The following is a 26,504-nucleotide window of genomic DNA, read 5'->3' as shown; positions in this document are numbered from 1 at the left end:
GGGAGTCGTCTAGCAAAGGGGCTTGAACGATGAATGAGCAGTTGCCCAGCAATTACAGTCAGGGGAGCGTGCCTGCTTGGGAGGTGCGTGACCATCCCATGTGGATCGACGGGGAGCCGGTGAGTTCGTTCTCGGGGCAGTGGCGCACGGTGGAGAATCCGGCCCACAGGGAGCGGGTCATCGCCCGGGTTCCGGCTGGCACCGAGGTGGATGTGAACCGTGCTGTGTTGACCGCCCGGGCAGCGTTTCCTGCGTGGCGGGCCCTGCATTTCACGGGCCGTTCCAAGGCCCTACTGGCGATCGCCGACGAGCTCGAGGCGCGTGCCGAGGAATTTGCTCGGCTCACCGCGCTGGATACGGGCAACGCCCTGCGCACCCAGGCCCGGCCCGAGGCCACCACCATGGTGGCCCTGTTCCGGTACTTTGCCGGGATCGCCGGGGAGGTCAAGGGCACCACGCTTCCGGCGGGCGAGAACCAGCTGCAGTACACGCGGCTCGAACCCCTCGGCGTGGTCGCGGCGATTCTGCCGTGGAATTCGCCCCTCATGATCGCCGCCTTCAAGGTCCCGGCCGCCCTTGCCGCGGGCAACACGGTCATCATGAAGGCCGCCGACGACGCCCCGCTCACCATCTTGCTGCTGGCCGAGGTCTGCAATAAACACCTGCCGCCCGGCGTCGTGAATGCCCTGACGGGGCGTGGCTCCGTGATCGGTGAGGCACTGGCCCAGCATCCCGGCGTCGACAAGGTTTCCTTCACGGGCTCCACCGAGGTGGGGCGTGGGGTCGCGGCCACGGCGGGTGCGCGGCTGGCGCATATGTCGCTCGAGCTCGGCGGTAAGAATCCCTCCATCGTCTTCCCTGACGCGGTCGACGACGAACTCCTCGACGGTCTCCTGCTCGCCTCCCGCTTCACGCGCCAGGGTCAAAGCTGTACCGCCGGTTCCCGACTCTTCCTCCATCAAGACATTTACGACGGCGTGCTGACGCGGCTCAGTGCCAAACTTGGCGCCCTCCGTGTGGGAGACCCGTTAGATGAGGCCAGCGATATGGGCGCCATCATCAACGCCAAGCAACACGCCTCCATCAATAACTACCTCGACGAGGGGCGGGCCACGGCAGGGATGAAGGCCGTGCTGGGCGGAAACGCACCCATAGATGGTGCGTTGACGGAGGGCTACTACCATCTACCCACCGTCTTTAGCGGGGGCCGGAACGATTTCCGGCTGTCGCGGGAGGAGATCTTCGGCCCCGTGCTGGTGGCTATTCCGTGGCGGGACACGGCAGAGGTCATTCGCATGGCCAACGATTCCAACTACGGTCTGGCGGCCTATGTCTGGAGCCATAATCTCGACGACGCACTGAATACGGCCCATCAGATCGAGGCCGGCTGGGTACAGGTCAATCAGGGCGGCGGTCAGGTGGTGGGCCAGTCCTATGGCGGGTACAAACAAAGCGGCATGGGGCGGGAAGTCTCCCTCGAGGGGATGCTGGCCGGATTCACACAAACCAAACAAATCAACGTGCGGCTGCGCGGAACAGCCCATGGATAAGGACGCCACGCTGCCCCTAGCAGGGACCCGGATCCTGGATCTGAGCCGGGCGCTCGCGGGCCCCTACGCCGCGGCGTTACTCTCTGACCTCGGAGCCACCGTCATCAAAGCCGAGAACATCAAGGGAGGGGACTCCAGCCGGGCCTGGCCGCCCTTCGAGGATGAGCACAGCCTGTACTTTGACTCCTGTAATCGGGGGAAGGAATCCATCGCCGTTGATTTCTATAGCCAGCCAGGCAGGGAACTGCTGTGGCAGCTGGCGATGAGTGCCGACGTCGTACTTGAAAACTTTCGCCCCGGCGTACTGGCCACGATGGGGCTGGACCCGGATGAGCTGCGGGCCGCCAAGCCGGAGCTGATCCTCGCCTCGGTGAGCGGATTTGGCGTGACCGGGCCGCTCGCGCAGGCGCCGGGGCTGGATCAGGTGGCGCAGGGCATGAGCGGGCTGATGTCGGTGACCGGGCCCGACGTGGCCGGGATGTGCCGGGTGGGGGTGCCGATCGTGGACATGGTGGCCGGGATCAATACGGCGCTGGGGATCGCGGCGGCGCTCGTGGCGAGGGGGCGCAGCGGGGAGGGGTTGGAGGTGTCGACCTCGCTGCTGGAGACCGGGCTCGCGCTGGGCGCCTTCCAAAGTCAGCGCTACCTCAGCACGGGGGAGGTGCCGGTGCCGCAGGGCAATACTCATCCCGCGCTGACGCCGTACGGAGTATTTGCCACGGCCGACATTCCACTCATTATTGCCGTGGGCAACGAGAAACAATGGCAGCAACTGTGCGGGCTACTCGGTGCGCCGGAACTCGTGGAGCGGCCCGAATACGCCACGGGCAAGCTCCGCCATGCCAACGAGGCTGCCTTGAAGGATGAGCTCGAGGCCCTGCTGGGCGAGCGCACCGCCGAGGCCTGGCTGCCGCTACTGCGTGCCGCAGCCATTCCGTCCGGGCCCATCTACAACTACGCGCAGGTGTTTGCCGACGAACAAGTGCGCTCGCTCGCCATGGTGGAGACGGTACAGCGGGCCGATGGTTCGGCACTGCCGCTGGTTCGGGGTCCCATCTCGGTGAACCGGCAGGCTCCGCGCATCCGCAAGGCCCCGCCGTCGTTGGGGGAGGACACGCTCGAGGTGCTGCGGGGGCTCGCGCTCAGCGAGGAACAAATCGCCGGGTTAGTAGACGCCGGGATCGTGTTGGCCGCGCCGCCTCCGCCCGCATGAGTACCATGGCCGGAGGACCACGAGAGGGTAGAGATGCTGCGAATTGAACAGTCCGGACCGGTGGCCACGCTCATCATGGACAATCCCCGGATGCGCAACGCCATCACGCAGGAGATGTGGCAGCAATTTCAGGAGCTACTGGAACGGCTCGACGCCGACGACGCCGTCAAGATCGTCGTGGTGCGCGGGGCCGGGGAACACTTTTCCGCCGGAGCCGACATTGCATCTGTGGAAAGGATCCTGCACGACCCCGCCACGGGACAGCACGACGGCGGCGACATCACCATCGCCGAGAACGCCCTAGCCCGCTTCCGCAAACCCACCATCGCAGCCATCGACGGCTATTGTGTGGGCGGCGGATGGCAGATCGCCGGCGCCTGCGACATCCGCCTCGCCTCCGAACGCGCCGTATACGGCATCACCCCCGCCAAGATCGGAATCGTGTACCCGCTCTCTGGCATCAAGCGCCTCGTGGAACTCGTAGGCCCGGCCACGGCCAAGTACCTGTTGTTCAGCGGCGACTTCATCGACGCACCCGAAGCCCTGCGCCTCGGCCTCGCCACTAAGGTCCTGGAAACCCACACCTTCTGGGATACGGTTCACGCCTTCGCGCTCCACCTTTCAGAGCGCTCGCAGTTCTCCACGCAGGGACATAAAGCCCTGATCAACGCCATCAGCGCCGAATCACACGACGTGGCCGAGCTCAGCGCCTATTGGCAGCGGCAAATGGTGGTGAGCGAGGACGCCGCGATCGGTGTGGCGGCCTTCTTGGCCAAGGAAACGCCCCGATTTAGCTGGCTCCGCCCCCACCCTCAGGAAATGCCATAGTTAGGCATTCTCGCTATAGGCCGAGCTATCGCGAGAATGCCCAGCTGTGGCGAGAATTCCCAACTATGGCGAAAACGGGAAGGAGCCGAGCTATCGGCGTTGCCCGGTAGACTTGCGGAAGCGAATAACTGCCAACGTAATTGAGGGTCTCTTGTCAGAATTTACCGCCCGATTTGCCACTGCTGCCGAAATTGATCAGTGGGACACGCTGGTTACGGCCAACCCCAACGGTGGCAATCTGCTGCAATCCGCTGCCTTTGCGGCCGTCAAGAAAAACTATGGCTGGGACACCCAGTTCGTGGCTTTCGAGGGTCCTGACTTCACAAGCTATAACCTGGTCTTGCAGAAGTCGTTCCCCATTCTTGGCAAGTTTTGGTACCTCATCAAGGGACCGGACGTCAGCGATGTAGCTCAGATTCCGCCCATGTTGGCGGCCTTGCGGAGCTTCGCCAAGCGCGCCAAACTCAACGTCTTTGCCGCCAAGATTGAACCGGACATCGTGTCCTCGGACGAGGCCCACGCGGTGCTCCTCGGTGCCGGACTCGTCAAGGTCCCGGATCTGCAGCCCAATGACAACACGGCGCTGTTGGATATCTCCATGGAATCGAACGAATTGCTGCGCAAGCTGCATTCACGTGGCCGCAACGCGGTCCGTCGCGCGATCCGTGAAGAAGTCGAGGTGGTCCGCATGGATCCCACGGAAGAGACCATGAAGACCATGTACGAGCTCATGGTGGGCACCATCACGGCCAAGTCCAACGCCACCGCCCGTGACTTTGACTACTACCGTCAGTTCTGGACCGAGTTCACCTCGCGTGGCCAGGGCCGCTTTTACTTTGTCTTCGAAGACGGTGTGGCCTCCGTTGGCGCGTTCGTCATCAACTACGGCGCTAAGGCGACCTACAAGGATGGCGGCTCGCTGCAGAAGCGAAACCAGTACGGTGACTCGCATCTGGTGCAGTGGGTAGCCATCAACGACATGAAGGAATTGGGAGCCCAAGAGTACGACTTCTGTGGCACCCCGCCCTCGGACCGGCTCAAGGACCCCACGCACCCGCACCACGGACTGGGTCTGTTCAAGACCAGCTTCTCCAAGACGGTCACCGATTTTGTAGGTTGCTACGATCTGGTGCTCAGCCCCATGCGGTATAAATTGTGGACACTGGCCGGCGAACGGGTATTCCGTCAGCTGTACACACGCCGCACCGGAAAGCAGTTTTACTAAGAAATTCAAGGGCACGGTTCAACGGCATGGAACAGCAGCAGATCCTGCCGTCTATACCGCCGGACACGGCCGCAGGGAGCAGAATGACTAACAATCCCGGTAGCCGGAACTATGACGACGTGGGCATGATCCCCATCGTTGCTCCCGGACGCCCCAACAAGGCCGCTCGCAGCGTGCTGCGCAAACTCGTTCAAGGCGAGGCGCCGCCCACGGCACCCATGAATATTGTGGATCGCCTAGCGGGCAGTCCGTACGCTAATTTCACCATTCAGGTGGGGAAAGCCGAGGAGTCTGCCCGCAAGACCATCGACTTTGCCCTGCGCCTAGCCGAGACCATGTTCCGGTATGGGGCGGGCGCCCTCGAAGTGGAAACAAGCATCATCGCCGTCACGGCGGCCCTGGGCTTGCGCAATATCGAGGTCGACATCACGAACCAGTCGGTCATCATCAACTACGCGCCCCGGGACGCGGTTCCCATCACGCTCCTGCGTGTTGTGCGGTCCTGGACCAACAACTACGCAGGTCTAGTGGCGATCCACGAACTCGTGACAGATATTGCCAGCGGTGGTGTGACTCGTGATGAGGCAACCCGCCGTCTCGAGGTCATCGTCAAAAAGCCCAAGCCCTTCCCCCGGTGGATGGTCTCCCTGGCCGAGGCGATCTTTGCCGCGGCTGTTGTTGGCGTCATCGGTGGCACGCTGTTGGGCATGGCGGTGGCCTTGCTGACGATTCTGCTGGCTGGTCAGGTCGCCAGAGTTCTCGGTAAATGGCGAGTGCCGGACTTCTTCGTGACCGCCATCAGCTCCTTTATCGTCACGATCGTGGCACTGCTCTGCTTCATGGCGAACCTTGCCCTGAGCCCCTCCGTGGTGGTGGCCGGTGGCATCCTGCTCATGCTGCCATCGGGGAGACTCGTCTCCGCGGTGCAGGATGCGATCAACGGGTTCCCCGTGACGGCAGCTGGACGCTTCCTGTCGGCCTTCCTCAGCTTTGGCGCTATTGTCTCGGGCATCGCGGTGGCCCTGGTCATGAGCTCGATGGCCGGTGCCGATTGGCTCGAGGTGGCCGAGCCCATCACGGGGACCAGGCCGCTCTATCTTGTGTTGATTCTTGTTGCGATCTCCACCGTGGCGATTTGTATCGCGGAACAAACCGCCATAAAGCTCCTACTGCCCACCATGGCCGTGGCCTTGGCTGGTTACCTAGCGTTTTACTACGGCATGGAAATCGGTCTGGGTAACCGCTTTGCGCCGGCCATTGCTGCCGTCGTGGTTGGCATCTTGGCACGTATTATTGCTCTGCGGTTGGGTGCGCCCCAACTCGTGGTGGCCGTTCCATCGATCATCTTCTTGCTCGTGGGTCTGTCGATTTTCCGGGCCATGTTTGTTATGACGTTGACGCCCGACGACTCGGTCAGCGGTGCCGTGGGTATCTTCAATGCGCTCATCATTATCTTGGCGGTGGCCGCCGGTGTGGTCCTCGGCGACAACATCGCCCGGCCGTTCACACGCAGCAATGGCCAAAAGGATCGGCGCCGCAACCGCCGCCGTTAGTCGGTGCAGGACAACAAAAGCCCAGATCAGGCGGTATGTTCCCCTGATCTGGGCTTTTGTTTTGCTCCGAATTAAGAGGGAGTGAACTACAAGATGATCCCAATGGGTTCCTTCTTTTCGGCCTGGAAGTTATCTTCCGTGCGGCCGTAGGCCCAGTACCCCGAGAGGGAGAGCTGGGAACGATCCAGACCGCGCTGCTTGAGCAGCAGATCGCGCAGGCCCTTCATGTATTCGCGTTCGCCGTGCACAAAGGCATGAACCGTTCCCTCGAGCCACGGGCCATTGCTGACAGCGTCCAGAAGGGCGGTGCTTTGATCGGGCATTGCTCCGTTGCGGAAAACCCAGGTGAGTTCCACGCCGTCGGGCTTGTTGATGGGCTGAATCTCTGCCGCCGTATCGACCTCGAGGTAGGCATGGCCGATGGCCTCGGCAGGCAGGAACTCCAGCGCGGCGGCGATGGCTGGCAGGGCCGCCTCATCTCCGGCAAAGAGGTGCCAATCGGCCTCCGGATTGGGCGTGTAGGCGCCGCCGGGGCCGGTGAAGATGATGCGATCGCCGGGAACCGCCGCAGCCGCCCAAGGACCGGCCAGGCCGGTGTCGCCATGAACAACAAAGTCGATCGCGATCTCTTGCTCGGCCACATTGACCCAGCGAACCGTGTAGGTGCGGGTGACGGGCCAGAGCTCGCGCGGCATGGTGTCGCGGATGTCGAAGACGTCGACCGGCTCCGCATACTCCACGCCGGGCTGCAGGAAGTTGATCTTGACGTACATATCGGTGGCGTCCTTGGCGACAAACTTCGCCAGATCCGGGCCGCCGGCAACGATGCGGACCATGTGCGGGCTCAGTCGTTCCGTGCGCAGTACCTGCAGGTTGAACTGAATGCGGGGACGGGGAGGACGGGCCGCCCGTTGAGCGGGAACGGCGTCTGCGGTTGTCACAAAAAGCTCCTCAAGAGGGCACTTGCCCAGCGTGGTGGACGCGTCGGGCGCGCCTAGTTAGGTTCTCCTAAAAAGTTTAGTTCATGGGCAGCGCCCAGTTGATGGGGCTCGCTCCCTGTTCCGCCAGCAGCGCATTCACGCGGCTGAAGGGTTTGGAGCCGAAGAAGCCCCGCGATGCCGACAAAGGGCTGGGATGGGCCGATTCAATCACGGCCGTTCCCGCCAACATAGGGGCCAAATTTTGGGCGTCCTTGCCCCACAGGACGCTCACGAGTGGCTTGTCCCTGGCTACCAGCGCCGCGATGATGGTATCGCTCACCTCTTCCCAACCACGACGGCGATGCGAGCCTGCCGCTCCCGGCGCCACCGTGAGCACTCGGTTCAGGAGGAAAACGCCCTGCTCGGCCCAGCTGCTCAGGTCCCCGTGCCGGGCCGGCGGGATCCCCAGATCCGAGCTGAGTTCTTTGTAAATGTTGTTCAAGCTGCGGGGGAGTGGACGGGTTTTCCTGTCGACGGAAAAGGACAAGCCCACCGAATGCCCCGGTGTGGGATACGGGTCCTGACCCACAATCAAGACCTTGACCTCGGCCAACGGCGTGCCCAAGACGCGCAGCACCTGGGTGGGGTGGGGCAGGAAGCGAGTTCCGCCGTCGTACTCGGCGGCCAACATGGCCCCCAAACGCTTCAGGGTCTGCTCCTGGGGCGCGAGAACGGCGGCCCAATCGGGAGTCATGAGCGTCAGGGGAGCGGTGTGGAGGGTGTCGAGCGCGCGGAGTTGGGCTTCGCTCCAGGGGGCAGGGGCGGGGAGGTCAAAGAGGCTGGGTGCGCTATCCATACTGTCCATTGTGAGCTATCGCTGAGCGTTGTTTCATTCCTCCACAGCTGGGGCTAGCGGGGTGCCCATCCACAGCTACTCACATGACATTGCTGTCTATGGCGCATATTATGGGATTAACAGGCCATGGATTATGGCTGGGCAAAAGGTTATACGGAAAGGGTGCGTTGTGGTTGAAGTAGTCCAGCATGGACACGTCCCTGCGGATGACGCCACGGCACCCGCGGATGGGCTTGACCCCCGCGCTGCGCAGATGCTTGAGCTGGAACGGCAGTGGTGGAAGTACGCTGGCGCCAAGGAACAAGCCATCCGCGACACGTTTAATCTCTCCGCAACCCACTACTATCAGGTGCTCAACGCCTTGATCGACACGGATGCGGCAATGGCCCATGATCCGATGCTGGTCAAACGGTTGCGTAGACTACGTACGTCACGCCAACAAGCCCGTTCGGCTCGCCGACTGGGCAATTGACGCGCCCAACACCTAACGTACCCACAAGGACAGCACTGCATAATGAGTAAATACCCGCGGGATGAATTCGACGACGTCGAGGAAAATTCGGCACGCCACGGCGTCCACCGATCGTCGCTTGAAACTCGAAAGAGCTCCCTAGCTCCGCTGATGTTCTTTGGTGTGGCGGCTCTGCTCGTCGGTCTGCTGGCCTTCTTCATCATGCCCAAGGTGCTCGACAATGGCACTCCGACGGCCAGTGAAACCACTGCTACGGCACCTGCCGAGCCTTCGGTCAGCGCCACGCCGTCTGCGACTCCGACGGAAGAGCCCACGATTGCTCCCGTCGAGACGCCGACCCCGGAGCCCACCCCCGAGTCCGTGGTTGATAAGTCCATTCCGGTGGCCATTTTCAACGCCGTGGGTACCTCGGGCCTGGCCGGTCGTTACTCGGCACTCGTCATGGGCGATGGCTGGAGCGTGTCGCAGTCGGCCAACTGGGCCGGTCAGCCGCAGGGCACCTCGGTCATTTACTACAACGGCATCGAGCAGAAGGCTAACGCCGAGGCCCTCAGTGTGCTGCTGAACATTCCGACCCTCCTCGACACCGCAGATCTGGGCATTCCGCTCGCCGTGGTTCTTGGCCCGGGCGCGTAAGCTCACGTAACGAATTTTCTCCAAAGCGCGACGGCGGCGACTCACCTTTTGATTCAAAGGCTTGAGTCGCCGCCGTCGTACTTTTTGTGAGAGCTAGTCCTTCAGGGGGATGCCCTTGCCGTCATTGCGGTAGTTTTCGCTGCCGATCAGAATCAAGATGCCCTCGACCAAGCCCCAGATTCCGATGGCCCAGGCCAAGATGCCGAAGCTCAGGACCGAGACGAGGAGCTGGATCAGGGCGATCTTGGTCTTACCCAAGTAGAAGTTGTGGATGCCCAAGGTGCCGAGCAGGATGCCCAAGATACCGGCAACAACCTTGGACTTTTGTTCGGCGCCATAGCCAGCTGCATAAGCCGGCTGCTGGTAGCCGCCCGGCTGACTGTAGTTGGGCTGGGAGTAAGTAGCCTGCGGTGCCACGGGTGCCGGTGCCACTGGAGGCTGCGGATAGCTGGGAGCTGCCGGTGGTGCGAAAGTTGCCGGGGCTTCGGGGGCTACCGGCGCCGAGTAGCTCGGCGGTGCCTGATATCCCGGGGCGGGCTGATCGTAGCCAGCGGGAACGTCGGAGCTTTTCTCGGGATTGTTGTTTTCTGTCATGGTCTCTCCTGGTCCTAGTACGTGCGCCTCGCAGCGCCGCCGGTTGAGTGGCGGTTCCTCAAGGTTTTCTGTGAATGGTGCTTATCCACAACGCTAGTCTCTTGCGGGCCGTGCCGAAAGGGAGCCACGTCAAGTCAGGCCAATAAGTCGGAATAGTTGCGTTGAGACATGAATTCTGGCAATTATCGCGGGGATTAACTCCGTTCGCCTGAAGCTCATACCACGTTCTCCGCTTGCACTCTGGTGTGGCGAGTGCTAATTATTGACTTAGCACTCTGAGGTGGCGACTGCTAATTTCTAGTCAGGCAGCCACCGTCGGGGTATTGAATTTCCTCATTGGGTGAGGGTTCACGGCTGTTGTATATAGATCAACAGCCGGGGATTCGTCCGTCGCGGGCACCGTAATGAGGATCTTGTATCCGTTAATGACTGTCCCGAAAGGACTGAAGCCTCCATGGCCAAGCTCATTGCATTTGATGAAGAGGCACGCCGCGGCCTTGAGCGTGGGTTGAACATCCTCGCCGACGCCGTCAAGGTTACCTTGGGCCCGCGCGGTCGCAACGTTGTTCTCGAAAAGAAGTGGGGCGCCCCCACGATCACCAACGATGGTGTTTCCATCGCCAAGGAAATCGAACTTGACGATCCTTACGAGAAGATCGGCGCCGAGCTGGTTAAGGAAGTCGCCAAGAAGACTGACGACGTCGCCGGCGACGGTACCACCACGGCTACCGTGCTGGCTCAGGCCCTCGTCAAGGAAGGCCTGCGCAACGTAGCTGCCGGCGCCGACCCGCTGTCCCTCAAGCGCGGCATCGAGAAGGCTGTTGCAGCCGTCATCGCTCAGCTGCTTGAAGACGCCAAGGAAATCGAGACCAAGGAAGAGATCGCCGCCACCGCGTCCATCTCCGCCGGCGATCCCGAAATCGGTGCTCTCATTGCTGAAGCACTGGACAAGGTTGGCAAGGAAGGTGTTATCACCGTCGAGGAGTCCAACACCTTCGGCCTGGAACTTGAACTCACCGAAGGCATGCGCTTCGACAAGGGTTACATCTCCGCTTACTTCGTGACCGACACCGAACGCCAGGAAACGGTCCTCGAAGACCCGTACATCCTGCTCGTGAACTCCAAGATCTCCAACGTCAAGGACTTGGTTGCTGTTCTGGAGAAGGTCATGGCTTCGAACAAGCCGCTGCTGATCATCGCCGAAGACGTTGAAGGCGAAGCCCTTGCAACGCTGATCGTGAACAAGATCCGTGGCCTGTTCAAGTCCGTCGCCGTCAAGGCTCCGGGCTTCGGTGACCGCCGCAAGGCTCAGATGGCCGACATCGCCATCCTCACCGGTGGCCAGGTCATCGCCGAAGAAATCGGCCTGAAGCTGGAAAACACCACCCTTGAACTGCTGGGCAAGGCCCGCAAGGTTGTTGTCACCAAGGACGAGACCACCATTGTTGATGGAGCCGGCGACGCCGAAGCCATCGCAGGTCGCGTTGCTCAGATCCGCGCCGAAATCGAAAACTCCGATTCCGACTACGACCGCGAGAAGCTGCAGGAACGTCTGGCCAAGCTGGCCGGCGGCGTTGCAGTCATCAAGGCCGGTGCCGCTACCGAAGTTGAGCTCAAGGAACGCAAGCACCGCATCGAAGATGCCGTGCGTAACGCCAAGGCTGCTGTTGAAGAAGGTATCGTCCCCGGTGGTGGCGTTGCCCTCATCCAGGCTGGCGTCAAGGCTTTCGAAGGCTTGAAGCTGACCGGCGACGAAGCAACCGGCGCCAACATCGTCAAGGTAGCTATCGACGCTCCCTTGAAGCAGATTGCTTTCAACGCAGGCATGGAGCCCGGCGTTGTGGTTGACAAGGTTCGTTCCTTGCCGACTGGCCACGGCCTGAACGCTGCAACCGGCGTTTACGAAGACCTGCTGGCTGCCGGCGTCAACGACCCGGTAAAGGTAACGCGCTCTGCTCTGCAGAACGCAGCTTCCATTGCTGGTCTGTTCCTCACGACCGAAGCTGTTGTCGCGGATAAGCCCGAAAAGGCTGCTCCGGCTGGCGGCGGCGAAGACATGGGTGGCATGGGCGGTTTCTAACCCCCACTGTTTTCTCTGGTCACGGGCGCTCTTCCTCCGGGAAGGGCGCCTGTGGCGTTTAAATGTCGGCGGAGTCTGAAAGTATATAAGGTATGACAATTGTTGCTGCTGCCGATGGTTCGGCTTTAGGAAATCCCGGCCCGGCTGGTTGGGCCTGGTACGTGGACGAGAACTGCTGGCGTGCCGGCGGGTGGCCTCACGGCACAAACAACATGGGCGAGCTCATGGCCGTCCTGGACCTGTTCAAGTCCACGGCGCATAGGCCCGAAGAACGGCTGCACATTCTGTGCGATAGCCAGTACGTCATCAACTCGGTCACCAAGTGGATGCCGGGCTGGAAGCGCAAGGGTTGGAAGAAGTCTGACGGCAAGCCCGTCCTCAACCTTGATTTGCTCAAGGAAATCGACGCCGCCATCGCTGGCCGAAACTACGAGTTTGAATGGGTCAAGGGGCATGCCGGTCATGAGCTGAACGAGGCCGCCGATGACCGCGCCCGAGACGCCGCCACCGCCTACCAAGCCAAGCGCGCCCCCCACGCCGGTCCTGGCTTCCCCGGAGCCGTGCTCGACACCGAGGTGGCCGAGCCTGCTGCCAAGCCCGCAGCAGCCAAGCCGGCAACAGCCGTGGGCTCAGCGACCCAGAATTCCAGCGCAGCGGTGTCGCCGGCTGCCACGGCTCCCGTGAAAACCGTGCTCCTCTTGGACGAGCTGGAGCAACCTGACTTGTTTTCCTTGCTGGATGACGACGCCGATCCGGCGTTCGACAACCACCGCGATGCGGCCCTGGAAACCGTCGTGGAGTTGGAACGGGAACTTCTCGACCCTGCCGTCCGCGCCGACCCCTTGCGTGTCGGAGAGCTGCTCCACCCGCAATTTGAAGAGATCGGCGTCTCGGGACGCCGCTGGTCTCGTGCGGAGATCCTGGAGATGTTCAGCGACGAGGAAGCCGTTGCTCGGGAGCTGCAGGTCCTGTCCCTGGCTCAGCTGGACGCCGAGACGGCGCTCCTGAGCTACCGTAGCGTCTCACCGAAGGGAAGCGCGCTGCGCAGCTCGATCTGGCAGCGTCAGGACGGCCAGTGGCGCCTGAGGCATCATCAGGGAACCACAGAGGTCTAAGCGGGAGGACGTTCGCGGCCCAAGACCCGGATGTCACCGCATCGTGAACATCCGGGTGTTGGCATCTTCGGCCTGTGCGTATTGCGTGGCAGCCATGGAGAGCGCTGCGTTGATGCTTTCTAGAGAAGCCTCAACCTTGAGCTCCGTGGCATGCCATTCCTGCAGGAGCGCCTGGAAGTTGGTGGCGGCCGATCCGGTCCATGTGGACTGCAGATCCAGCAGATTGCGCTTCATAGCGTCAACCTCCATCCTGATCCGCTCCACGGAACCCTTGACCGCGCTGCTTTTGAGTGCCAGATCGTCGCTGTTGACGTTGAACTGTGCCATGAGAAGAACCTTGTCTGTGAAGTGAAACTTCAAGAATTTCAGGGACAAGGATCAGCCTAGAATTCGCGGTGAGGCAGTGAAAGATAGCAACCCGAAAATGGGGACAGGACAGCTCGCAGTGGCGCTTGTGGAGGAGTCAGTCCACGTCGGAATCGTCGAAGATCTCGGAATCGACATCGTCCCGCTCATCTCCTGACAACGCATGGTAGGGCAGCTCAATGGCCATGGTGGCACCGCCGCCTGGTGTGTTTTCGAGGCGGACCGTGCCCTCGTGGGAGGCCACGATGGCCGAGACGATGGCCAGACCCAGACCGCTTCCTCCCGTGTTGCGATCCCGGGATGAGTCTGCACGGTAGAAACGCTCGAAGACGCGGGGTGCCTCTTCCTCGGAGATACCCGGACCGTGATCGCGAATCTTGATCACGGAGTACTTAGTGGTTCCCTCGGATCGGGTGCCGACCATGATCTCGATGGGGGAGCCCTCAGGGGTGTAACGCAGCGCGTTGCCCATCAGATTAGTGACGACCTGACGCAATTTCGCATCGTCTCCGACACTAGGCGCGGAGGTGCCAGGTCCGCCGTCGAGCCCCACCACCGCAAAACTGCGATCGCGCGCGGAGGCCGTGGCGTCCAAGACCGCGTCGTGCCCAATGATCAAGAGATCCACGGGCTTGAGTTGCAGGGGGCGCTGTTCGTCGATGCGGGCCAGCATGAGCAGGTCCTCGACGAGTTCGCCCATGCGCTTGGCCTCGCTCTCGATACGACCCATGGCCGTGCCGACATCCTCGGGAGTCTGCAGGGCGCCGTGGCGGTAGAGCTCGGAGAAACCACGAATCGTCACGAGCGGGGTGCGGAGTTCATGCGAGGCATCGGCCACGAAGCGGCGCATCTTCCGTTCGGACGCCGTGCGGGCAGCAAAAGCATGCTCAATGTGGGCCAGCATGGAGTTGAGCGAGACGGAAAGTCGCCCCACCTCCGTGGCAGGGTTCTCCACGTCCACGCGGCGCGAGAGGTCGCCGTCGGCAATAGCGGCGGCCGTCTTCTCGACACGTCGCAGCGGCCTAAAGGACCTGGTAACGGTCCAGTAAGCAATCATGGTGCCCAAGGTGATGGTCAGGATCGCCACGCCCGCAATGACGACCGCGAGCCGTTCCATGGTCAGATTCAGGCTCTCATAGGGAATGCCCACCACCACATAGCCCGTATAGGTCTCCGGAGTAAGGGAGCCGAGGGCGGGTTTGTAGTCGAAGCCCTGGGGTGCCAGAACCGTGATGCGCCAGGGGGCGCCACCGTCGCTGCTAGGAACCGTGAAGGTGGTGCCGTTGAGGTCTTTGGCCTGAGCCAAGGAGTACATCGAATAGACGGGCTTATCTTGACCGGACCGGTTTTGATCCGCGAGCGAGCCCTCGGCGAAGTGAAAACCCACGTAGTAATCAAAAGTGAACGGTGTCTGACCGGTGCTTTTTGAGTCCACCGTGCCGTGGCTGATGATGGAGTTTTGGAAGGTCTTGAGCTGGGTATCCATCTGATCTTCCAGGACGGAGTGCAGCAAAAGAAACGTTGTGGCGCCGAGCGCCAACAAAGAAACGCTCAGCAGGGCGCTGATGATGGCCACCAGCTGGGAACGCAGGGAGGCGTTCTTCCACAACGTAATCAAAGTCAGTCCCGAGCGTTAGCGCTTGTCGGCCGTTCGCAGCACGTAACCCACGCCGCGCTTGGTCTGAATCAAGGCAGGAAGCGAGGCGTCGATGTCTACCTTGCGGCGCAGGTAGGAAATGTACGATTCAACGATCGAGGCGTCGCCATTGAAGTCGTATTCCCACACGTGATCCAGAATCTGGGCCTTGGACAGTACCCGGTTGGGGTTCAGCATGAGGTAACGCAGGAGTTTGAACTCGGTGGGGGACAGTTCCACGGTCTTGCCGGCGCGGCGCACCTCGTGGGCGTCGTCGTCGAGCTCGAGATCGGCAACGCGCAGGACCGCGTCGTCGTCTTCCATGGGCTGGGTGCGGCGCAACACGGCACGGATACGGGCCACGACCTCGTCGAGGCTGAACGGCTTGGTGACATAGTCATCGCCGCCGACCGTCAGGCCGGTGACCTTGTCCTCGGTGTCGTCCCGGGCGGTCAAGAAGAGCACCGGGAAGTGCCTGCCCGCGGCGCGCAGCCGGCGTGTGACGGTAAAACCGTCCATGTCCGGAAGCATGACGTCGAGGACGGCAAGGTCAGGGTTGTGCTCTTCGGCAGCGGCGAGGGCTTCGCGCCCATTAGCCGCCGCGATGACCTCAAAGCCTGCAAAGCGCAGGGAGGTGGAGAGCAGCTCACGAATATTGGGCTCGTCGTCTACAACAAGCAACTTGGCTTCAGGTCCGGTCTTCTTCACCATTTCAGTCTCCGACCATTGGCTGGGAATATGCTGGATATTCCGTGGGTAAGTACTGTCAGCATACGCCCAGAGAGTTCCCAGCGACTAGTACGGTTACGCCGGGCCGCGGAAGCATTGCTGGAAAGCGGTTGCCCGGATAGTCTGGAGCCATCACCGTTCACCGCTGAAAGGTTTTTTCATGCCGTTGGCCTTCTCCACGCTGGGTTGCCCCGGGGACTCACTTGCCCAGGTCATCGCCACCGCCCACGCTTCCGGAGCCACGGCGCTGGAGCTACGAGCGGCCCCCGGGGAATTCATTTTCCCCGGCATGAGCCCGGCCCAGTGCGCCGAGGTGTCCCGGCAGCTGAGCGACGCCGGGATCGGCGTTCTTGCCCTCGCCAGCTACGTCAAGGTGTGCGCTCTTGACGCGGACGACGCCGAAGCTGCCGCCACCTCCGCAGCGCCCGTCACCGTCGCCTCACGTGAGTCAAGCGCGCACGATCCGGTGCTCGCGGAGCTGCTGGCCGCCGTCGAACTTGCCGCGGCTCTGTCGGTGGGAAATAAGACTCTGGGCCTCGACGGTGCTCAGGTACGCGTCTTTCCGGGGGCCGGATTGGATCCGGTTGCGCCGGGGGAGGAACCCTCTTCGGAGTTGCGGGCCGCGGATGCGTTAGGGGCGCGTCGGCTCAATGCGGCGGCCGAACGCGCGCGGGAGCTCGGCGTGACGATGTTGCTGGAAACCCATGACTCGCACCCGCGGGCTACCGACATTTCGCGGATTCTGTCGCAGGTAGACGCGGCTGCCCCGGTCAAGGTCATTTGGGATTTGATGCATCCGTGGCGTTACGACGAGGCGCCCGAACGCACGGCTGAGCTGTTGGCGGAGTCGCTGGCGTACGCCCAATATAAGGACGGCATGCGGAATCCGGGAAGCAACTCCGTGACGCTCACGCTGCCGGGCGAGGGTGAGTTGCCGCTGCCGCAGATGCGCGCGCTGGCGGCGGGGATTTCGGCGGCGCACGGAGTTGCCGATCCGTGGATTTCACTGGAGTGGGAGCGGGCCTGGCATCCGGAGCTGCCTCCCGTGGCCGATGCGCTGGGAGCGCTCAAGGCAAGCTTGGCGCTGTAGGAGGCGACAACCGCGTCCTCGATGGGGACGGGTCAGGGGAGGTGGGCGTAAATCTCCACGGGGGACAAGACACCGGAACGGAAGGCGGTCATGAGATTGCTGAGGGCGCCAGCATCGACGCCCACGGGACCGCTGGACGCCGTGGACTTCTCGAGGAATTCGATGCCTTCTGCGAGGGGCTTAACTTCCTGATCAACCTCGAATCCGGCCTGTTCGAGCGCGTCGCTGTAGGCCAGCGGCGGCTGCACGAATGAGGTGTCGGGCGTCTGTGCCCAGGGGAGTGGGTATTGCTCGATGTCGCCGCCCATGAGCATGATGTCGTACACGGCCATGATGCCGCCGGGGCGCAGCACTCTGGCTGCCTCGGCAAACACCTGGTCCTTGTTTTGGATATTCATGCCCACATGCACCAACAAGGCCACATCGAAGACAGATTCGTCGAACGGTAAGGCCAAGATGCTGCCCTGGCTAAAGGTGGCCAGACTCGAGAGCCCGGTGCGCTCCGTCAGGGATCTGGCGGCGGCGACGAACTGTGGTGTGAGGTCGACGCCATGAACCGTGGCACCAAAGTCGTGGGCCAGATGACGTGCCACCCCGCCCGTTCCGGATCCGAGATCGACCACGTGGCTTCCGGCGTTGACGCCTGCCCGGGTAGCGACGCGTGTTGTGGCCTGGGCTCCGCCAATGTGCAGCTGATCTGCTCCGTGGAGATCGGCGGGCACAAAATGCTGGGGATTTCCGCCGGCAGCCTTGATGATGCCTAGCAACACATCTTCGACATTGCCTCGGCTGTAGTGCGCGGCTACTGACTCTTCGGTGTTCATAACGCCTCCACGAAGTACGGGCGGCTGAGCGGACTCCGCCTGCTTCTGATCCTACTCCGGAGCCTCTGCCATGGCACTGGGAAATATCGCGCCAGAGCGTGGCCGGGGACGAAGCCGAGGTGGGGAAGGCTGGGAGGTTAGAGCCGGCGTCGGACGGTCACCGAATGCATCACGCTGGCGCCCATCATGAGGAAGGCGAGCGGCAGGGCGATCATGGAGATCCAGTTGAAGCCGGGCCACGGGGTGCCACCGGCCCACTTGCTGATGAGGACCACGATGAGGGCCACGAGGGCAATCAGGGCCATGGCCATGGCCGTGTAATTGAAAATCTGCCAGCCGCGGCCAACGGTTTGCGGGGCCGAATAAAGGGGACTCATGCTCATAACGCTAACAGCGGACAGTTTCAGCACAAAGCCGCGGTACTGTGGCGAACACGGTAACCTAGAACCTAGTAGAGCGATACGATCTGCCATTGCAGGTACCGGCCGCAAGATTCCCGGCCGTGAGTACAGCGAAGAGCAGCCAGACAAGGCAGATTCGTCAATCACGCCAATGACTTTTTAAGGGGTAAAGCAAGTGCCTATCGGCAAAGTGAAGTGGTACGACAACGAAAAAGGCTTCGGCATCATCGCAGCGGATGACGGACGCGAAGTATTCCTGCGCGCCAACGCCCTGCCCGCCGACGCTGGCGACATCAAGCCCGGCATGCGCATGGAATTCGGTGTGGCCGACGGTCGCAAGGGCGCCCAGGCCATGGCGGCGAAGATTCTCGAGCGCAGCGGTTCGGTCGCCAAGGCCAAGCGTATGCCTGCCCGCGATCTTGCTCCCATCGTGCAGGACCTCGTTTCCCTGTTGGAGCACTCCATCGGATCCCTGACCAACGGCAAGTACCCTGACGGTGACGCGAGCAAGATTGCCGCGGCGTTGCGCAAGGTCGCCGACAACTTCGACGCATAACGGTGCCCAACATGACCGAACTTCTCGGCGAATCAACCGCCACCCCTGTTTCATCCGATGCAACGCCGGAGCAGGAGAACCCCGTAGCTGGTGCAGCCGAAACAGAAGCGGCTGAGACCCAGCGCCCGGGCATTCCGCTGTGGCGCGTGGGTAAGCCCGATTCGTTCCTTGCTGCTGAGGTGGATCCTGCCCGCAGCGCCGTGCTGAGTATCGCCACGGTTGACGAGATCGGCAAGCACGTCGGCGCCCGCAGCGAGGGTGTCCGCTGTGTGACGCACCTCTTCGAATGCAACAAGCCCGGGTACCGCGGCTGGACGTGGTTTGCCACGCTGTCCCGGGTGTCGCGCGGCAAAGAGGCAACGGTCAACGAGGTGGGCTTGTTGCCGACCGAGGACTCCGTGCTGGCTCCGGCCTGGGTGCCGTGGTCCGAGCGTGTCCGACCCGAGGATCAGGCCGCCGCTGATGCTGCCATGAACCTCCATGCTCAGCACACCGCCGCGCATGAGGCGGAGCACTCTGAAGAAGAGTCCGACGGCGGAGCTGCCGCGACTGAGCTTGCGACCGACGAAGCAGCGTCCGAGGACGCCGCGGTTGCTGCTCCGGAAGAAGACACCGCGGAGTAATTCTGCCGCTTCACAGTGTTTTGCTGCTGACTCTTAGTCGCTAAATAAGGGCCGATTCCCCTCGAGGAATCGGCCCTTATCTTTTGTTCCGTCCGGTTCAGAACTTGCAAGATGCGCCGAGGGGCACAGGTGGGAACCCTCCGGAAGTCCCCTGGCTGGGTGCCAAGGCGGGTTCCCGGCGTCGGGCCTGCCTGATTCTTCCCTGCCTGATTCCTCCCTACCTGATTCCGCGTTGAGTCGCCAGATCGCGCCCTTAAACCGCAGCGATAACGGCGTGATGTGACGGGTCAACGTTAGGGAAGTGATTGGTGAGGGGCACGCCGTCGGACTTACTTAGATATTTTCGATCACGTAGTCGATGCACTTGGTCAGTGCGGTGATGTCTTCGGGATCGATTGCTACGAAGGTGGCGATGCGCAGCTGATTGCGGCCCAGCTTGCGGTAAGGCTCGGTGTCGACGATGCCATTGGCACGGAGCACCTTGGCCACAGCAGCGGCATCGACGGACTCGTCGAAATCGATGGTGCAGATGACGTTGGAGCGGTCTTCGGCATTGACCACGTAGGGGGTAGCGACGGCGGATTCCTCGGCCCAGGTGTACAGGCGGCCTGCGGAATCGGCGGTGCGTGCGGAGGCGAAGTCGATGCCGCCGTTGTCATTGAGCCACTGAACCTGGTTATTCAGGGTCACCAGCGTGGACAGCGCAGGCGTGTTGTACGTCTGGTTGAGCAGCGAGTTGTCAATGGCGGTGTTCAGGTTCAGGAAGTCCGGCACCCAGCGGTTGGAGGCACCAATGCGCTTGGCGCGCTCCAGCGCAGCGGGAGAGAACAGCCCAAGCCAAAGTCCGCCGTCGGAGGCAAAGTTCTTCTGAGGGGCGAAGTAGTACACATCGCTCTCGCTGACATCAACGGCCAGGCCGCCAGCAGCGGAGGTGGCATCGATGAGGACCAGTGCGCCCTCATCGGCGCCGGCAACGCGCTTCACCGGAGCGGCAACACCCGTGGAGGTCTCGTTCTGCGGCCAGGCGTAGGCATCCACGCCGGCCTCGGCCACGGCCACCGGGCGGGTGCCGGGAGCGGAGGTGATGATGGAGGAGGCATCCAAGAACGGCGCGTTGTTCGTGGCGGCGGCAAACTTCGAGCCAAATTCACCAAAGGAAAGGTGCTGGGCCTTGTTCTCAACCAGGCCGAACGTTGCAACGTCCCAGAATGCGGTGGAACCACCAACACCCAAGATCACTTCGTAGTCGTCCGGGGCGCCAAAGAACTGCTTCAGGCCGCTGCGAACATCGCCCACGAGGTTCTTCACGGGTGCCTGGCGGTGAGAGGTGCCCAAGAGCATGGCTCCGGCCTCGGAAAGAGCAGTAACCTGCTCGGGGCGGACCTTGGACGGGCCGGCACCGAAGCGGCCGTCGGCGGGTCGCAGGCTGGCGGGAATGGTGAGGGGCGTGGATTCGCTCACGGGTTACTCCAAAATTTAAGCGATGGAAGTTTCATTAGTTGCCAAGGGCTGTTGCCAATTCTGCCGTACTTCACGCCGATAGCGGAAAAGCCGTGTCCAGCTAAGAAATAAACTGCACAGCTACTGGGTTGGAGCAGGTAGCAGGGTTTCCCGGGATCGCGGCAATCAGGCTAACGTAGAGGGTGATGCTCTTTGCACCAAAAACTTGCCCAAAAACAGGAGGATGCTCACGTGGCTGACTTGATCGACACGACCGAGATGTATTTGCGGACCATCCTGGAGTTGGAAGAAGAGAACATCGTTGCCCTGCGCGCACGCATCGCCGAGCGCCTGCACCATTCTGGGCCGACTGTTTCTCAAACCATCGGCCGCATGGAACGCGACGGTTTGGTCATTGTTTCCGGCGATCGCCACCTAGAGCTGACGCCGGCAGGTCGCGACAAGGCAACCCGAGTCATGCGCAAGCACCGCTTGGCCGAACGCCTGCTCTCCGATGTCATCGGTCTGGACTGGGCCTATGTTCACGAGGAAGCGTGCCGTTGGGAACACGTCATGAGCGAGCGCGTGGAACAGCGCCTCTTTGACCTTCTCGGCAAACCCGAAGAATCTCCCTACGGCAACCCGATTCCGGGACTTGAAGAGCTTGGCGGAGAGATTTCCCCGCTTTTCGCTGCGGGATTGGTCACACTCGTTGATGCCATGAGCAGCTACGCACCGGGCCAGGAAGTTGTGATTCACCGCCTGTCCGAACGCATCCAGGTTGAGCCGGAATTGCTCCTGCAACTTGATGAGGGTGGCTTGCGCCCAGGTGCCCGAATTTCCCTAGAACAAGTCGGAGAATACATCTCCGTGCGTGTGCCGGGCATCGAAGGCGCCCTTGAGCTGCCTCCGGAAGTGGCCTCGCATGTTTTCGTTTCCATGAGCTAAGAACGCCTGAAGCGTTCTGACAAGCCGCTATTGATATTCCAGGTAACGGAGTTATTACGTTTACCGCTTGTACCGTATAGTAATATCTAACGCCGTAACCAAAGCGTTACCTGTGTGCGACACCGAGCCTTGCCTTCGCACGCAGGACTAAAACATTCAGGCAAGGACGGGGGAACCACTTATCGGTTGGCCATTTGGTCAACCTTGGGGTGAAGCCCAATCTCATCGCATCACATTGCCGTGACGCTTTCCGTGGGGAAGCGCCATAGCTTGACGTGTGCCGTGAGAGCTGGGCCGGATCAAAAGTTACACTCTCTGATCCGAATCCGACAGCTAACTTCGCAGGTGAACTATAGAGAGGTAATTAGTGTCAGAGGTCAAACAGCGGGGACGTCGCAAGGCGTCATCGCCGGTAACTCATGAGCTGTCTGCTCACCTTGGTAGTCGTCGCGAAGCTCTTGCAGCAGAACGCGCCAACGCCACCCCCAATATTTCCGTAGCCCAGTTGCTGCGTTCCGGTGCCGCCAGCGGAGCCGGACAAAAAGTTGGCGTTGCCATGGCCGCCACCGGCCTCGTCTTGGCCGTCACCTTGCCGTCAACTCAGGCCGCAGAAGTCCCCAGCGTTCAGGCTTCCTCGGTTTCCTCGGTTGAGACCGTAGTCACCGCAGCCGCTGATATCCCCATTACTTTTGCTTCACCCCAGCTGGCAAGCTCCATGAGCCCGGACGGACAGCTCAAGGAAACGCTGAAGGTTGAAGCCTCCAATGTTGCTCCTCAGGCCGCCAAGGGAACGCTCTCGGCTCCGCTGAAGACCCTGGTCCCGAGCTCGCCGTTCGGCGACCGGATCAGCCCCATCACCGGCCAGGTTGATGAACACCACACTGGCCAGGATTACGCCATTGCCAGCGGCACCGAGGTGCTTTCCGCAGCTAGTGGAACCGTTACCTTCTCCGGCTGGCACACCTACGGTGGAGGCAACCGCGTGGTTGTTGACCACGGTAACGGCCTCTCCACGTCCTACAACCACATGAGCAGCAATGCGGTCAAGGTTGGCCAAAAGGTTGAACGTGGCGAAGTTGTTGGCTTCAGCGGCTCAACCGGAGCCTCAACGGGCCCCCACCTGCACTTCGAAGTCATTGTCGACGATGAGACCGTTGACCCTATGGGCTGGCTTTAATTCCTCCACAACCCACTTTTAGTTACGGATTAGTCACAAGACCGTGACCTGAACGTGACATTGGGAAAAATCTGTTGTACCGTCGATATCGCGTCAACTTCGAATCAAGTCGTCGCCCATGTGCAGATTGCCTAGCTCTGCCACCGCACGTGGTCCGTTCGTATCAATCGTCTGGCAGGGGCGGGGGAACCACAATTATCGGTTTGAGCGCTACGCGCGAAGACCTTGGGGTGAAGCCGCGAAGCGTTAGTTCATGCAGAGGAAGCCAATTCCTTCGCTGATCAAATGTGGAGCGGCCGGGTGACTCCCATCCGAATCCGACAGCTTACCTCGCAGGCATTGGGAGAGGAAACCTTCTTGGCTTCAAATATTGCTCTTGGGCGCCACCGCGCCGAAGCTGCTAAGACCAGTCCGATCTCCACCCTCACGAAAGCCGTCAGCTCCAACGTCGGCGGGGTTGGTCGTCAGGCAGCTGTTATTGCAGCCGCTTCTGGTCTGGTTTTGACATCTGGTATCGCAGCAAACGCGGCTACTCCCACTGTGGAGCGCGCTTCTGACGGTGCTACCACGCTGAACTTGAATGCTGGACTTGCTTCCAACATCACGGCAGCATCCACGGTGAAGATCGCTTTCGCCGTACCCGCCATCACCTCCACCCCTGCTCCCGTTGTGGCGCCGGTAGTTGTAGAGGCACAGTCCGACAACGTTGCAAACGTTGAAAACGTTGCAGCCGCAGCTGATGTTGCAGTAGCTTCCGCTCCTGTCGCAGCCAAGGCCGCAGCTCCGACCGTCACCACCAGCACCCCTGTTGCTGAGACCAAGCCTGCTGTTGCAAGCGGAATTGGCGCCACAATCGCCAGCGCTGCCTTGTCACAGATTGGTGTTGCTCAGGATTGCACCGCACTCGCCAGCAACTCCTTGGCTGCCGCTGGAATTAACTTCCACGACTGGCCGGCTGGTTACCTGAGCTTGGGCCGTACGGTCTCTCAGGGCGAAGCACAGCCCGGTGACTTGATTTACTACGCAGATGGCGGCATGGGCCTGGCTCACATCGCTGTTTACATTGGTAACGGCCAGGCCGTACATGGTGGATGGGGTGGCGGCACAACCGCTATCTTCTCCGTCAACGTCGGTTCGGGTCCCGTTTACATTGCAATGGGTCACTAAGACCGATATTGCCTAATGAACCTCGTCTTCGGACGGGGTTCATTTATTTAAGCCACATTCGAGCACGCCCAACAATGGTGTTGAGGTGCTCTTTGGCGGTCCTGACACTATCTTCGGGGGCAGCATGCAGATCATCATTGTGGCCGGAGGCCTGTCGCGCCGACTCGGGGGAGTGCCGAAGGCTGGCCTCATACTCGAGGGCCAAACGCTTCTGGCGCGCACCGTGGACGCCGCGGCGGACTTCCTCGAAGCCACCGGGCTGGAGACTGCCGGGCGCTCCGCCCTGCCAGCCACCGCCCAAGGCGAGCTGGGCCGGGAGGCGCGTATCGCCGTCGTGGGTCCCGTAGAGAAGATTGCCGAATGGCTGACCACGGCCAGACGTGGGGCAGAGGTCGTCGCCGTCCAGGAGGATCCGCCGTTTGCCGGACCCGCTGCGGGGCTAGCTGCCGGTCTGGGGGCCTTGACGGCGCCGGCTGACTTCGTGCTCGTACTGGCGTGCGATATGCCTCATGCGGGCGATCTGATGCGGCTCCTGTATGAGCACGTGGATGCAAGCGAACCCGGAGAGGGTGTTATGGCCAATGCTGAGGGGCGGAAGCAGCCGTTGGCCGCCATTTATCCGCGATCGGCGCTGCAGGAGGCAGTTGCGGCGGCGCGTGCGGCTCACCGGCTGGAAAACGCCTCCGTGTTCTCCTTGATTGCTAAGGTAAACACCAAGGAATGCGTCGTTCCAGCAGCGCTGGCGGCCGACATCGACACCTGGGCGGATGCCCGCGCGCAAGGCATCGCCGCGGATCCGGCCACCGCAGAAGGACAGTAATTGGAAAATCACGACGAGGTTCTGCAGGCCTGGACGAAGAAACTGCTGGAAGCCTTTGAGATCGCCGATATTGACGTCGATGTCAATGCCGTCCTCAGCCTGGCCGGAGTTGCCGCACACTCGATCGTGCGCCCCGCAGCGCCCGTGACAACCTTCGTCGCGGGTCTTGCGGCCGGGCTCGCAGCTGGCATGGGGCAGACCAGCGAGGCCAACGCCATGGCTGCTGCACTGGGCATGGCCAAGAAGTTGGCCGCTGCGGAGGCGCCCACGGCACCTGCCGCCACGGATACGCCCAACCCCGCCGGAAACTAACGCTTCATGGTGACCGCGGCCAGCACGCCCGAGGAGTCTGCGCTTCCCCACACGTGGTCCGAGGCTCGTGAGCGTGCCTGGGATGTGGCGCAGCCACTTCCGGCCCATGCGCTCCCGCTGTCGTTGGCCGTGGGGCGGATGCTGGCCGACGACGTCTTCTCCCGTCACGCCATGCCCCACTATGCCTCCTCGGCCATGGACGGCTGGGCGATTGCCGGCAGCGCCCCGTGGATCTTTGCAGAACCCGGCACGAAGCTGTCCGCCGGTCAGGCTGTCCCCATCCTCACGGGTGGGTTGATTCCCCAAGGGGCCAAGGCGGTCCTGCGCAGCGAGTCGGGCGTCCTCTCCACGGACGACGACGGACTCCCAGTTTTGGTCCTTGGCGGCACCGCGCGTCCGGGGGAACCGAAGAACGGACAACACATTCGGCCTGCCGGCCAGGAAGCCGCCACGGATGACTTGCTGATCAAGGCCGGGGTGGTTTTGAACCCGGCCCATATTGCCCTGGCCGCACTCGGGGCCATGGATGAGCTCTCGGTACTCGGCAAGCCGGCCGTGAAGATTGTCTTGACGGGGGATGAGGTTGTCGCCTCGGGCATCCCGGAGCCTGGGTTTGTCCGTGACGCTTTTTCTCCTCAGCTCGGGGCCGTGGTCGCCATGCTGGGAGGATCGGTTGTGGGGCTGCAACGGGCCGCCGACACTCTGGCCTCGATGCTTGATGCCCTCGACGATGACGAAGATGACCCCGCGGACGTCATCATTACCACCGGGGCAACCGGCCGTTCAAGTGCGGATTTTCTACGCGAGGCCATCACGGCCATGGGCGGCACTTTCCACGTTTCACACATGGCCATGCGCCCGGGCCATCCGACACTGCTGGCAGAACTGCCCGATGGGCGCTTCATTCTGGGACTCCCCGGCAATCCGCTCGCCGCCATGGTGGGTCTCATAACGCTTGGCGCGCCGCTGCTGGCTCGGCTGGGTAGCCTGCCGTGCCCGGTCACCACGGAGGTGGCCTGTGGCAGCCCCATTAAGGATTACCACGGGCCAACTCGGCTCATGCCCTATCGCCTCGTCTACGGGCTGGCCTCGCCCTGCGCCCACACGGACTCCGCGATGATGCGGGGCCTCGCCGCGGCCGACGGCATCATGGTGGTCCCGCCCCACGGGGCAAAGATGGGCGAAAGTCTCACCGCCATTCCCCTGCCTTGGGCCTAGCCACGTTGAGTCGCCACATCACGCCGCTATGAATCTCCAGAAGGGCGTGATGTGGCGACTCAACAGGGGAACCAGGGGAGAGCTCGGCTCCGTGGCAGGAAAGTGGTGTCCATAGCCGGAACACGGAGCATCCGGCGAGAAAGTGGCGTGTTTGG

The 26,504-nt window shown here is 61.9% G+C and carries 27 protein-coding genes and 2 riboswitches; of the genes, 18 read left to right on the top strand and 9 right to left on the bottom strand.

Annotated elements, in window-relative coordinates; genetic code table 11:
* Window positions 1–68: 68 nt before the first annotated feature.
* The 5 genes from CVS30_RS05210 to CVS30_RS05190 all read left to right on the top strand — a co-directional run bounded on the left by CVS30_RS05210 (window position 69) and on the right by CVS30_RS05190 (window position 6,369).
* Window positions 69–1,550: an aldehyde dehydrogenase family protein gene (locus tag CVS30_RS05210; RefSeq protein ID WP_370800413.1), complete on the top strand. Its 1,482-nt coding sequence runs from the start codon at window positions 69–71 to the stop codon at window positions 1,548–1,550.
* Entirely contained in the window at window positions 1,543–2,763 is a 1,221-nt protein-coding gene (locus CVS30_RS05205) for a CaiB/BaiF CoA transferase family protein (protein ID WP_110484264.1), read from the top strand. Before CVS30_RS05210 ends, CVS30_RS05205 begins: the two co-directional genes overlap by 8 nt.
* 33 nt (window positions 2,764–2,796) lie before the next feature.
* A complete protein-coding gene (locus CVS30_RS05200) occupies window positions 2,797–3,591 on the top strand; it encodes an enoyl-CoA hydratase/isomerase family protein (RefSeq protein WP_110484263.1) in 795 nt (264 codons plus the stop codon).
* 151 nt (window positions 3,592–3,742) lie between these two features.
* Window positions 3,743–4,816: a lipid II:glycine glycyltransferase FemX gene (locus tag CVS30_RS05195; protein WP_110484262.1), complete on the top strand. Its 1,074-nt coding sequence runs from the start codon at window positions 3,743–3,745 to the stop codon at window positions 4,814–4,816.
* A gap of 83 nt (window positions 4,817–4,899) precedes the next feature.
* Window positions 4,900–6,369 carry a threonine/serine exporter family protein gene (locus CVS30_RS05190; protein WP_110484261.1) on the top strand — a complete coding sequence of 490 codons (1,470 nt, stop codon included), beginning with the start codon at window positions 4,900–4,902 and terminating at the stop codon, window positions 6,367–6,369.
* A gap of 86 nt (window positions 6,370–6,455) precedes the next feature.
* On the opposite strand, the gene CVS30_RS05185 is transcribed toward CVS30_RS05190, so the two are convergent.
* Window positions 6,456–7,310, bottom strand: coding sequence for a siderophore-interacting protein (locus tag CVS30_RS05185; RefSeq protein WP_245934442.1), 855 nt, complete (start codon window positions 7,308–7,310; stop codon window positions 6,456–6,458).
* 76 nt (window positions 7,311–7,386) lie between these two features.
* Window positions 7,387–8,145, bottom strand: a complete 759-nt coding sequence (locus CVS30_RS05180; protein ID WP_110484260.1) for a uracil-DNA glycosylase — start codon at window positions 8,143–8,145, stop codon at window positions 7,387–7,389.
* A gap of 169 nt (window positions 8,146–8,314) precedes the next feature.
* On the opposite strand from CVS30_RS05180, the gene CVS30_RS18255 reads away from it, so the two are divergent.
* Entirely contained in the window at window positions 8,315–8,617 is a 303-nt protein-coding gene (locus CVS30_RS18255; RefSeq protein WP_281268064.1) for a DUF3263 domain-containing protein, read from the top strand.
* 42 nt (window positions 8,618–8,659) lie between these two features.
* Window positions 8,660–9,253: a LytR C-terminal domain-containing protein gene (locus CVS30_RS05170; RefSeq protein ID WP_110484258.1), complete on the top strand. Its 594-nt coding sequence runs from the start codon at window positions 8,660–8,662 to the stop codon at window positions 9,251–9,253.
* Window positions 9,254–9,346: 93 nt separating this feature from the next.
* On the opposite strand, the gene CVS30_RS18250 is transcribed toward CVS30_RS05170, so the two are convergent.
* The gene (locus tag CVS30_RS18250) at window positions 9,347–9,847 is read right to left on the bottom strand and encodes a TM2 domain-containing protein (protein WP_110484257.1); all 501 of its coding nucleotides are present in this window, start codon (window positions 9,845–9,847) and stop codon (window positions 9,347–9,349) included.
* A 454-nt stretch (window positions 9,848–10,301) separates the two neighbouring features.
* On the opposite strand from CVS30_RS18250, the gene groL reads away from it, so the two are divergent.
* Both groL and CVS30_RS05155 read left to right on the top strand, forming a co-directional pair.
* Window positions 10,302–11,927 carry a chaperonin GroEL gene (gene groL, locus CVS30_RS05160; RefSeq protein ID WP_110484256.1) on the top strand — a complete coding sequence of 542 codons (1,626 nt, stop codon included), beginning with the start codon at window positions 10,302–10,304 and terminating at the stop codon, window positions 11,925–11,927.
* A gap of 92 nt (window positions 11,928–12,019) precedes the next feature.
* Window positions 12,020–13,042: a ribonuclease HI family protein gene (locus tag CVS30_RS05155; RefSeq protein ID WP_110484255.1), complete on the top strand. Its 1,023-nt coding sequence runs from the start codon at window positions 12,020–12,022 to the stop codon at window positions 13,040–13,042.
* A 33-nt stretch (window positions 13,043–13,075) separates the two neighbouring features.
* On the opposite strand, the gene CVS30_RS05150 is transcribed toward CVS30_RS05155, so the two are convergent.
* From CVS30_RS05150 to CVS30_RS05140, 3 genes are all read right to left on the bottom strand, one after another.
* Window positions 13,076–13,369 carry a WXG100 family type VII secretion target gene (locus CVS30_RS05150; protein WP_110484447.1) on the bottom strand — a complete coding sequence of 98 codons (294 nt, stop codon included), beginning with the start codon at window positions 13,367–13,369 and terminating at the stop codon, window positions 13,076–13,078.
* A gap of 136 nt (window positions 13,370–13,505) precedes the next feature.
* The gene (locus CVS30_RS05145; protein ID WP_110484254.1) at window positions 13,506–15,026 is read right to left on the bottom strand and encodes a sensor histidine kinase; all 1,521 of its coding nucleotides are present in this window, start codon (window positions 15,024–15,026) and stop codon (window positions 13,506–13,508) included.
* Between the two features lie 15 nt (window positions 15,027–15,041).
* Window positions 15,042–15,752 (bottom strand): response regulator transcription factor, encoded by a 711-nt coding sequence (locus CVS30_RS05140; RefSeq protein ID WP_110484446.1) that lies wholly within the window; start codon window positions 15,750–15,752, stop codon window positions 15,042–15,044.
* Window positions 15,753–15,933: 181 nt separating this feature from the next.
* Between CVS30_RS05140 and CVS30_RS05135 the strand changes: the two genes are divergently transcribed.
* Window positions 15,934–16,863 carry a sugar phosphate isomerase/epimerase family protein gene (locus CVS30_RS05135; RefSeq protein ID WP_110484253.1) on the top strand — a complete coding sequence of 310 codons (930 nt, stop codon included), beginning with the start codon at window positions 15,934–15,936 and terminating at the stop codon, window positions 16,861–16,863.
* Between the two features lie 32 nt (window positions 16,864–16,895).
* On the opposite strand, the gene CVS30_RS05130 is transcribed toward CVS30_RS05135, so the two are convergent.
* Together CVS30_RS05130 and CVS30_RS05125 are read right to left on the bottom strand one after the other, a co-directional pair.
* A complete protein-coding gene (locus CVS30_RS05130) occupies window positions 16,896–17,687 on the bottom strand; it encodes a class I SAM-dependent methyltransferase (protein ID WP_110484252.1) in 792 nt (263 codons plus the stop codon).
* Window positions 17,688–17,824: 137 nt separating this feature from the next.
* Window positions 17,825–18,064 carry a hypothetical protein gene (locus CVS30_RS05125; RefSeq protein WP_110484251.1) on the bottom strand — a complete coding sequence of 80 codons (240 nt, stop codon included), beginning with the start codon at window positions 18,062–18,064 and terminating at the stop codon, window positions 17,825–17,827.
* 199 nt (window positions 18,065–18,263) lie between these two features.
* Here CVS30_RS05125 and CVS30_RS05120 point away from each other — a divergent pair, with 199 nt between their 5' ends.
* Together CVS30_RS05120 and CVS30_RS05115 are read left to right on the top strand one after the other, a co-directional pair.
* Window positions 18,264–18,644 carry a cold-shock protein gene (locus CVS30_RS05120; RefSeq protein WP_110484250.1) on the top strand — a complete coding sequence of 127 codons (381 nt, stop codon included), beginning with the start codon at window positions 18,264–18,266 and terminating at the stop codon, window positions 18,642–18,644.
* 11 nt (window positions 18,645–18,655) lie between these two features.
* Window positions 18,656–19,267 (top strand): DUF3027 domain-containing protein, encoded by a 612-nt coding sequence (locus tag CVS30_RS05115; protein WP_110484445.1) that lies wholly within the window; start codon window positions 18,656–18,658, stop codon window positions 19,265–19,267.
* A gap of 333 nt (window positions 19,268–19,600) precedes the next feature.
* On the opposite strand, the gene serC is transcribed toward CVS30_RS05115, so the two are convergent.
* Window positions 19,601–20,728 (bottom strand): phosphoserine transaminase, encoded by a 1,128-nt coding sequence (gene serC / locus CVS30_RS05110; protein ID WP_110484249.1) that lies wholly within the window; start codon window positions 20,726–20,728, stop codon window positions 19,601–19,603.
* A 231-nt stretch (window positions 20,729–20,959) separates the two neighbouring features.
* Here serC and CVS30_RS05105 point away from each other — a divergent pair, with 231 nt between their 5' ends.
* From CVS30_RS05105 to CVS30_RS05080, 6 genes are all read left to right on the top strand, one after another.
* Window positions 20,960–21,655 carry an iron-dependent transcriptional repressor DtxR gene (locus tag CVS30_RS05105; protein ID WP_110484248.1) on the top strand — a complete coding sequence of 232 codons (696 nt, stop codon included), beginning with the start codon at window positions 20,960–20,962 and terminating at the stop codon, window positions 21,653–21,655.
* 135 nt (window positions 21,656–21,790) lie between these two features.
* Window positions 21,791–22,018: riboswitch (cyclic di-AMP (ydaO/yuaA leader) on the top strand.
* A gap of 4 nt (window positions 22,019–22,022) precedes the next feature.
* Entirely contained in the window at window positions 22,023–22,832 is an 810-nt protein-coding gene (locus tag CVS30_RS05100; RefSeq protein ID WP_245934441.1) for a M23 family metallopeptidase, read from the top strand.
* Between the two features lie 151 nt (window positions 22,833–22,983).
* Window positions 22,984–23,185: riboswitch (cyclic di-AMP (ydaO/yuaA leader) on the top strand.
* Between the two features lie 4 nt (window positions 23,186–23,189).
* A complete protein-coding gene (locus CVS30_RS05095) occupies window positions 23,190–23,999 on the top strand; it encodes an NlpC/P60 family protein (RefSeq protein WP_245934440.1) in 810 nt (269 codons plus the stop codon).
* 124 nt (window positions 24,000–24,123) lie between these two features.
* Complete coding sequence (locus tag CVS30_RS05090; protein WP_110484443.1) at window positions 24,124–24,819, top strand: NTP transferase domain-containing protein; 696 nt, start codon at window positions 24,124–24,126, stop codon at window positions 24,817–24,819.
* Entirely contained in the window at window positions 24,820–25,131 is a 312-nt protein-coding gene (locus CVS30_RS05085; RefSeq protein ID WP_110484246.1) for a DUF6457 domain-containing protein, read from the top strand.
* Window positions 25,132–25,137: 6 nt separating this feature from the next.
* Entirely contained in the window at window positions 25,138–26,349 is a 1,212-nt protein-coding gene (locus CVS30_RS05080; protein ID WP_110484245.1) for a molybdopterin molybdotransferase MoeA, read from the top strand.
* The last annotated feature ends 155 nt before the right edge of the window (window positions 26,350–26,504 follow it).

This window comes from Arthrobacter psychrolactophilus, assembly GCF_003219795.1.
GTDB classification, from domain to species: domain Bacteria; phylum Actinomycetota; class Actinomycetes; order Actinomycetales; family Micrococcaceae; genus Specibacter; species Specibacter psychrolactophilus.
This window is presented reverse-complemented; position numbering and strand designations above follow the sequence as displayed.